The organism is Paraburkholderia sp. J11-2, from assembly GCF_905220185.1.
In the GTDB taxonomy this organism is placed as follows: Bacteria; Pseudomonadota; Gammaproteobacteria; order Burkholderiales; family Burkholderiaceae; genus Paraburkholderia.
On the sequence record NZ_CAJMYY010000095.1, the window covers coordinates 1 to 811 of the forward strand.

The following is an 811-nucleotide window of genomic DNA, read 5'->3' on the forward strand; positions in this document are numbered from 1 at the left end:
GGCGGCTGAGCACGACGCCCATGCCGCTCGCCGCCATCAACACGATGCTGGTGCATTACGCGTTGCCCTTCGCGCTCTTTGTCTATACCGCGCGGATGCAGCGCGAGAGCCTGGGTGCGCATCTGGCGCTCATTGTCGTGCTGACGATCGTGATGATCGTGCCGTATTCGATCTCGCTCCTGCTTTCGCGGTACGTCTTTCGTTCTGATCTCGCGCAGGCGGCCGTCAAGGCGGTCACGGTCGGCATGCCGAATTTCGCTTCCGTTGGGCTGCCTCTGCTTCGGGCGGTGTATGGAGAGGGTGCCGATTTGACCGTCGCCATCGCGGTCACGATGGGGGCGGTCGTCATGTCGCCTGCTGCCCTCATCCTGCTCGAGCGTGCGCAGCATCGCGACGGACAGGCGCTGCTCGGCAAGGCACTGCGCAATACCTTCGTCAAACCCGTCATGATCGCGCCGCTAGCCGGCTTGCTGGTGTCGCTGTCCGGTTGCACGCTGCCTGCACTCCTCACGCAGTCGCTGGGGATCATCGGCAACACGACTGCCGGACTCGCGCTTTTCTCCACGGGACTGATACTCGCCGCACAACCGTTCCGGCTCGACGCACAGGCACTGGTTGGCGTTTTGCTCAGCAATGTCGTGCAGCCCCTGCTTGCCTTAGCGCTTGTCCGGCTGCTGGCGCTTCCGCAGCCGTTAGCCGGCCAGGCCATTCTTCTGTCGGCGATCCCGTGCGGTTCGTTCAGCATCCTGTTTGGCCTGTCTTATGGGGTAAAGGACACCTCGGCGGGCACGACGCTGGTCGTGTCGAGCGT

At 63.6% G+C, this 811-nt stretch carries 1 protein-coding gene; it reads left to right on the plus strand.

Annotated elements, in window-relative coordinates; genetic code table 11:
- Nucleotides 1-811: AEC family transporter (locus U5A57_RS41310; RefSeq protein ID WP_321918096.1), on the plus strand; the 811-nt coding region annotated here is incomplete at both ends.